Source organism: Salinibacter sp. (genome assembly GCF_042218895.1).
GTDB lineage: Bacteria > Bacteroidota > Rhodothermia > Rhodothermales > Salinibacteraceae > Salinibacter.
Genome location: NZ_JBDGQQ010000034.1, coordinates 1 through 7,296, shown reverse-complemented (window position 1 = coordinate 7,296; position 7,296 = coordinate 1). Strand labels below are relative to the sequence as shown.

5 protein-coding genes and 2 pseudogenes are annotated in these 7,296 nt (G+C 64.3%); 6 read left to right on the top strand and 1 reads right to left on the bottom strand.

All coding sequences use genetic code 11. The features are described 5' to 3' along the window. A partial coding sequence (locus ABEL04_RS03835) for a sensor histidine kinase (protein ID WP_375801059.1) occupies positions 1–709 on the top strand: 709 nt, incomplete at its 5' end. Between the two features lie 1,017 nt (positions 710–1,726). Beyond that, a complete protein-coding gene (locus ABEL04_RS03830; RefSeq protein WP_375801058.1) occupies positions 1,727–2,290 on the top strand; it encodes a hypothetical protein in 564 nt (187 codons plus the stop codon). A gap of 21 nt (positions 2,291–2,311) precedes the next feature. Here ABEL04_RS03830 and ABEL04_RS03825 read toward each other — a convergent pair whose 3' ends face one another. After that, a complete protein-coding gene (locus tag ABEL04_RS03825; protein WP_375801057.1) occupies positions 2,312–4,969 on the bottom strand; it encodes a M14 family zinc carboxypeptidase in 2,658 nt (885 codons plus the stop codon). Positions 4,970–5,338: 369 nt separating this feature from the next. Here ABEL04_RS03825 and ABEL04_RS03820 point away from each other — a divergent pair, with 369 nt between their 5' ends. The 4 genes and pseudogenes from ABEL04_RS03820 to ABEL04_RS03805 form a co-directional block, all read left to right on the top strand. Further along, positions 5,339–5,467, top strand: a complete 129-nt coding sequence (locus ABEL04_RS03820; RefSeq protein WP_375801061.1) for a hypothetical protein — start codon at positions 5,339–5,341, stop codon at positions 5,465–5,467. Next, positions 5,460–5,594, top strand: a pseudogene (locus ABEL04_RS03815) (ATP-binding protein); the annotation flags it as partial. The gene ABEL04_RS03820 and the pseudogene ABEL04_RS03815, both read left to right, overlap by 8 nt. A gap of 33 nt (positions 5,595–5,627) precedes the next feature. After that, positions 5,628–6,593 carry a sensor histidine kinase gene (locus tag ABEL04_RS03810; protein ID WP_375801060.1) on the top strand — a complete coding sequence of 322 codons (966 nt, stop codon included), beginning with the start codon at positions 5,628–5,630 and terminating at the stop codon, positions 6,591–6,593. A 196-nt stretch (positions 6,594–6,789) separates the two neighbouring features. Further along, a pseudogene (locus tag ABEL04_RS03805) lies at positions 6,790–7,296 on the top strand (ATPase); the annotation flags it as partial.

Below are 7,296 nucleotides of genomic sequence, written 5' to 3'. Positions count from 1 at the left end.
CGCAAACATGAGTCACGAGATCCGCACGCCCCTGACCTCGATCATCGGCTTTTCCCAAGCGATCGGGGACGAGATAGAAGTGTTGGGCGACTGTCCGGATGAAGCGGACCTCTCCCGGCTGGCCCGGTTCTCGGAGCTGATCGAGCGGGGAGGGACGCGCCTGCTGGACACGCTCGACTCGGTGCTCAACCTCTCGAAACTGGAGGCCGACCAGATGGAGCTTGCGGAGGAAGCGGTTGACCTGAGCGAGGAGGCTGAGGCCCTGACTGAGGAGCTACTTCCGCAGGCCGAGGAGTCGGGGATCAACTGCGAGGTGGAGACCAACGGAACGCCGGTTCGGGCACGGGCAGATCAGGGAGGGGTTCAGATCGCGCTTCGAAATTTGGTGAGCAACGCGATCAAATACACGGGGGAGGGAGGAGAGGTCCAGGTCCGAACCTACCAGGAAGACAGCTGGGCCGCCGTGGAGGTGGAGGACACCGGGATTGGGATGGATCCGCAGGCGGTAGAGGACCTCTTCGAACCGTTTCGGCAGGCGTCGGAGGGGATGGACCGATCTTACGAGGGGACCGGTCTGGGCCTCTCGGTGACGCGCGAGGTTGTGGAGCAGATGGGCGGACGCCTGGAGGTGGAGACCGAGAAGGGCGAAGGCACCTGCTTTACCGTCCGGCTACCGAGGAAAGAGGACAATCACAGCGGGGAGGCGTAGCGCCAGGGCACCGGCGACATCAGGCCTCAGCGACGTCCAGCCCGTGGGATTGATCCGGCTTGGCGGACATTCCTTCGCCTCAATCGCTGGACGAGATCAAGTATGACTCGTCTCGCGTCAAAAATCGCCTCGCGACCCGGAGGCTGGTTCCCCCCCGAAAGGACTCGGGGACAGGGGCCCCCCTTACCGCCTCTGCTCGATCTTTAGGGGTGCCTGAACAGTGTGAAGTTGTCTGCCTGAGTTGTACGCAGGTGGATGCAGGTTTTGCTCATGCCACCGTCCGAGATCGAACAAGGCCTGACGTGTCGCCGCTCCTCGCTTTGAGTCTCCTCGCTCAGGTCCGAAAGCTCCTCGAAGTGGTCGTTGTCGCTGCCATCTGGGTTGTCGGGGGAGCACCTTCTTGAACCGCCCATCGGTCCCGTCGGGCTTCAACCGCAGCTCGCCCCCGGATTTTTCCCCACCGGTCTCCTGGCAGTCGGGCAGGGTCGGAGGTAGCTCGATCTGGGTTGCCCCAAATGAGTCGATCGTACCAACAAGATCGGCAACCCATTCCCACTCCCCCATCGAGCGAGCCCCACGTAGGCGCTGGTGAGGAAGCTCCTCCACCGCCGCCTGCACCTTCTCGAACATCTCTCGGAACGGCTCGATTGGGCGATCGGCCCGAAGTCCCTCCCAGTCCTCGAACACTGATGTCGAACTCGGCCCTGGGAGCCTTGAAGAGCAAATCCTCTTCTGCCGCCCAGGTCAGGTCATGGGCGCTCTCATACGCAGTTGTGTGCCAAAGCGCCAGGGGTCCGAAGGGAGCTCTCGAATTCGAGCCTGTGAGCATTTTTTGTTGTAGGTCGGCCCTCTCCACCCGGAACCTTCTCAAAGACCGAAGGCGAGAGAACGGCAAGAATCATTCAGCGCAGTCATTGGGAGAAGCTGCCTCGATCATACGAGGAGTGAACTGGACAGAACCGGTTTCGTACCGAGCGACCGATCAATCGACCCGAAAACAACTTCACACTGTTGCCAATGCGCTATTTTCTCCTTGGGTGCACAGCCGCTTTGCTTCTGCTCGCCCCCCGCACGCGGGCACAATCGCCCCCGAGCGCCGAGACTCAGATCGCGGCGGCGGTAAAGGCCGCCCCGGCCTCGATGCGGAGCGGGGCCACCGTTCTCGGCTACACGGACGACTGGACGCTCACGACGCTCCGGGAGGAGGACGGAACCCTGGTGTGTCTCGCCGACGATCCGCGTGAGGAGGGATTCCACGTCGCCTGCTACCACGAGTCGCTGGAGCCGTTCATGAGGCGGGGACGCGAGCTGCGACGCCAGGGCGTGACCGCCGTGGATAGCGTCCGCCGGGCCGAGATTGAGGACGGTACGCTTCCGTACCCGGACCATCCAGCGGCCCTCTACAATCTTTCCGGCACGTACGACGCTGCGGCCGACACGGTGCGTGGGGCCTCGCGGCTCCGGGTCGTCTACGTGCCCTACGAAACGGCCAAGACGACGGGCCTGTCTACGACGCCGAAGGACGGCCCCTGGCTCATGGAGCCCGGCAAGCCGTGGGCTCACATCATGATTCCGCAGTGATGCCCCCCTCCGCGCTCTACGTCACTCCACCAGCGCCGGCACGAGCATGACGGCGTTCTGCATCATGCGGCTCGGGCCCCGCCAGAACATGCGGTACTGAGTGTTGTCGACGAGAAAGACGACGCGCCCGTCGCCCATCTCGACGGTCCCAGCAAAGGTATTGCCCGCCAGCTTCTTGAGGTTCTTCTGGGAGGCGTACCCGCTCACGAGCAGGTCGTCCGCGTCCTTCGCGTAGTGACCGGCGGTCTGGAGATCCGGGCTCGGCTTGAGGGCTGCACTGCCGTACTTGAGAGAATACACGTCGTCCCCGATGCCGTACGTCAGCGGGTGGGTGTCGTCGAGGCGACCGCTGAGGGCCGCACCGGGAATATAGTCGAGGCCCGCCGAGTCGTCCCGCGCCGCGTAGGAGGTGTAGGGCCCAATCGGACTGTCAGCGGTGTCCTGTACCGCCTGTACATCCGTGAGGCCGGAGGCGTCCGCGGTCAGGAAGCGGGCGCTCTCCTCCGTCGCCACGAGCGTGCCGCCGTCACGAACCCAGCCGCGGAGGGCCTCGATCTGCGTCGAGTCGAAGACGCTGCGCAGCCCATCCCCGCCGGGCAGGATGAGCACCCCGTACTCGTCGAGGGACACGTCGCCCCCGGTGGCGTAGGCCCCACCGCTTCCCCCCGCCTGCTCCAGGTCGGAGGCTCGAATGCGGGTGACAGGAAACTCGGCCTCCTGATCGAACAGATACCAGATCTGTCCGCTCGTGTAGGTCGAGACGGGCTCCCCCACGAGCAGTCCCACCTCCGGGGGCTTCAGCGGGGGATTGTCCTCGGACCCAAGGTCGGGAGGGTCCTGCATGCGGCCCGTGTTGAGCCCGACAATCTCCACGCCTGCCTCCGACGCGATCCGCTTCATGTCGGTCGCTACGTCGGTGTGATTGGGATTGCGGCCGAGAAGGACGATGAGCGACCCGGCGCTGAAGGACCGGTCGCCGGTCCCGAAGGACTCGTGGGCCCCCCGCACGCGGTAGCCGGCCTGCCAGAGCTTCGCGAGGGCCGCTGGGGCATGGCGCTGATTCCAGTCAACGACGTAGGCATACTGCGCGTCAAGATTCGTCACGCCCGACGGAGGAGTTGGGGCCTTCTCCACCGGCTCCGTCGCCCCGTTCAGGGCCTGACGCGTGCTGTAGGCCTCCAGGTTGTACGCCAGCGGCGCCGACCAGGTAGACATGTCGTACATCACCGAGTCCTGGAAGGCCACCTGGCGCTTCAGGAGCGTGTTCACGAAGAGGTGGCGCGGCTGGTCGGTGGGCACCACGTACGCCCCTGCCTCGATGCGCCGATCGGCCCGTTCCCCCGTCCGGTAGTGGAGGGCCGCGTCGATCTGAACGGGCTCAGTGGTCTGCTCCACCGTGATCCCGTGGTGGCGGAGCATCTCGATCACGTCGTACAGATAGCCGGTGCCCTGGTCGTCGGGAAAAACATAGGCGGCCGTCTCAATCGTGTTGGTCTCCTGGGCGTGTGCCCGGAGGTCGTACTCCAGCAACTCGCGCCGATTTTTGACGGCGGCCTGGAGGGTGGCCAGGCTCGTCGTGTAGTGGTCGTGCACGCGCTGCCGGAAGGTGAGGGTGTAGCCGTCCTCGTTCTCGACGGCCCGCGCGGCCCCGATGCCCGCCTGCTCGGTGAGCATGCCGATGCCGCCCAGGATGCTCGGGTAGGACGATCCGTAGCTTGGATAGAAGAAGTCGAACGCCTCGCGGGTGAAGTAGGCCACTCGGTTCTGGTTGAACGCCTCGATGTTGGCGCGGCCGAAGGTGTCGGCCCAGGCCACGTAGCGGTCCGGCAGAATGGGGTTGCGGGGCGTGGTGCCGGGCATGGTGAAGTAGTGGTCGTTGTACCCCTGCTCGTGGTAGTCGGCGTGCACCTGGGGCATGAACTCCTGGTAGACGGACGTGAGGCCCCTCATCTCAGGATGCACGCCCCAGACCCAGTCGCGGTTGAGATCGAACCAGTAGTGATTGGTGCGCCCCTCCGGCCATGGCTGGTCGTGGACGATGTCGTTCGGATCGGTGGCCGGCTGTGCGCGCTGCATTGACCGGGCCCAGTAGACGTAGCGATCGCGCCCGTCGGGATTCACGGTGGGGTACATGATAACCACGGCGTCTCGGAGCAGCGCCCGCGTGCTGTCGTCCTGCGCCGCGGCGAGGCGGTAGGCCACCTGCAGGGCCGCCTCGGTGGAGGCGGGCTCGTCGCCGTGGATGTTGTAGCTGTAGGAGACGAACACCGGCTGGTCCCGGAGCAGTTGCGTCCGCTCTGTGTCCGAGAGCGTCGCGGGCGCCGACAGGCGGCGGCTGTTGCGCTTGAGCTCAGCGAGACGGTTCTGATTCTGGGGACTGGTCACGACGAGGTAGGGCAGCGTGCGCCCTTCGTAGGTCGTGCCGTAGGTGCCCATGTTCACGCGGCTCGAGGCGTCCGCGAGCGAACGCAGGTAGTCCAGCGCGTCGGCGTGGAGGGTGAACTGCGTCCCGATTTTGTAGCCGAGCGCCTCTTCGGGCGACGGGACGCTGGTGTCGTAGCTCAGGTCGGGCTCGAACGAGAAGCGCTCCGGCGTGAGATCGGTCGGCTGGGCGAGCGTCGGACCGGCGAGGAGGAGGCTCAGCAGAAGCGTAGGGAAAACGCGGGAGAGAACCGTCATGGAAGGCAAAAAGCATCAGAAGCAAGTGCGACACCCCACAAGGTGAAAACGAACTCTGTCTCTCGCAAGTGCCAATTTCTCCCCTCACGCTCGGCCGCATTCTTGCCCGAAGCTGGACTCAAGTACGGATGCAAACCCGCCCGAAACGGGGACAAGAAGGGGCTTTCCTCCGCATCATCCGCGGTCGGGGGTTGCTTCTTCCGGTTCGTCTTCTAGGTCGGGCGGGTCTTGGTAGACGACCCGTCGACGGATGCTCGATTTCAATTCCGTTAGCGCCGGGGCTGCTCACTGGTGCCGATGCGAGGAGTGGTACCGGCGTTTTGTCTTCCGAGTGTGAAGTTGCGCCTCTCCCGTCAGGTCTTCGATGCAATGGATCGTCTCAAGGCTTTTCCCCCCGAAAAGACCAGGCTCGTGGAGCGTCAGCGTCTCTTTGGGACGTTCGAAGAGGGGCCCTGCCAGCGGGCCCGAGCCCTGGAAGAGGACTTTCCGGATCCTTGAGCAACTCGATCTCCACGGCCCCGGCCAGACAGGTTCTGGCATGGGCCTGGCCCTTGTCAAAAAGACCGCCGAGCGGCATGGCGGCAACATTTGGGGCGAGTCGGAGCCCGGGGAGGGTTCGGTCGCTCATATTGCCCTTTGCCCTTCTCTCCTCGACGATATGAGCGACTCTGCCAGAAAATTCCCATTGTCCAGTGCCGAAGGCGAACGTCCCATCCGCATCCTTCTGGTTGAAGACAACCCGGCCGACGTGCGCCTCACCCGCGAGATGCTGCGGGCGTCGAAAGTGCACAACGACCTCCTGGTGGCCTACACCACCGAGGAGGCGGAAGACATTCTTGGCCTCCCGGGCGAGGGCGCCCCGGAGATGGACGGCCCGCAGCCCGACCTGGTGCTCTTGGACCTGAACCTGCCGGTCAAAAGCGGGCACGACCTCCTCAAGGAGATGAAACCCCATGCCACGCTGCGGCGGATCCCGGTCGTCATACTGTCCAGTTCGGAGGCGGAGGAGGCCCAGCGCATGCAGTCGGCGTTCCTGGCGAACATGAGCCACGAGATCCGCACGCCCCTCACCTCGGTCATCGGATTTGCCGAAGCCATCGGCACGGAGGTCACCGAACTCGAATTGCCATCGGAATGTCCGGTCAGCACCCACGCCGGTCTCATTGAGCAGAGCGGGGAGCGCTTGCTCAAAACCCTGAACGGCTTGCTCACCCTTTCGAAGCTGGAGGCCGAGCAGATGGGCTTCAACGCCGAGCCGGTCGACCTTCACGCTGAGGCGCGGTGGACCGCCGAGGAGCTTGACGCCGAGGCCCAGGAGAAGGGTCTCGACCTTCACCTGGAGACCGACGACGTACGGGCCCGGGCCGACGAGGGTGGGGTGCAGATTGTGGTGCGGAACCTCCTGGCCAACGCGATCAAGTATACCGAGGAGGGCGGAACCGTCTGTGTCCGAACCTACCGGGAGGAGAATCGGGGGGTCCTGGAGGTCGAAGACACCGGCATCGGGATGGACCCGGAGAAGGCAGTAGAGCAGATGGGTGGACGGATGAAGGTAGAAACCGAGAAGGGCGTGGGGAGTTGCTTTACGGTCCGGCTTCCTTCCACGGAGGATGCCTCCTCTTGAGCCCGCAGGACGGCTAGTTCCTTAGGTCTGGCACACAAGTTGCTCTTGACAATTTATCCCCTTGGACACGCCGCATCCTCCGTCGGGATCGGTCCATTTGGCCACTCTGAGAAGAGTATTAGAGAACGGGCTGAGTTCTCGGGGGCGAGCGCCACGTGTTTTCGCGCCAGCCGACCATCATGTTACCGTCGTACCTGTGGCTTCTTTACCAGCCTCTCCCCCACTGCTCCGCCCAGACGATGATTCACTTTCTTCGAGGATAGAGGCCCAGGTGCAGATCCACCGGGGCTTTTGCCTGCTTGGGGCCGTGTTGGTATTTTCGGTAGATCTCCTTTTTGCCAGTGTCTATCCTGAGGCCCCTAACCCTCACTGGGAACGTCTTGCAATTGCGGGCGGGCTGGCAGGGCTTTTCCTCGCCTCCTACGGGTCCCGGCGGGTCCGCCGGAATTACGCGCTCTGGATGCGAGGAGCCCTGTACATCCTCGTGGGCTGGTACGCCCTTCAGGTCGCCCGAAGCGGACTTGTCGGGGGGCGAGATGTCGGACTCTTAATTGTCTATGCGGTCCTTCCGGTCGTGGTCGTGGTTGGCGCACAGTCTATGGGGCCCGTCCTGCGGTTTCTGGGGATTGGCGGCCTGGCGGGCCTCGTGAGCCTCGCGCTCGGGCCCGTCCCGGTGGCCGAAGCGGTCACCGTGGGGGCCGGG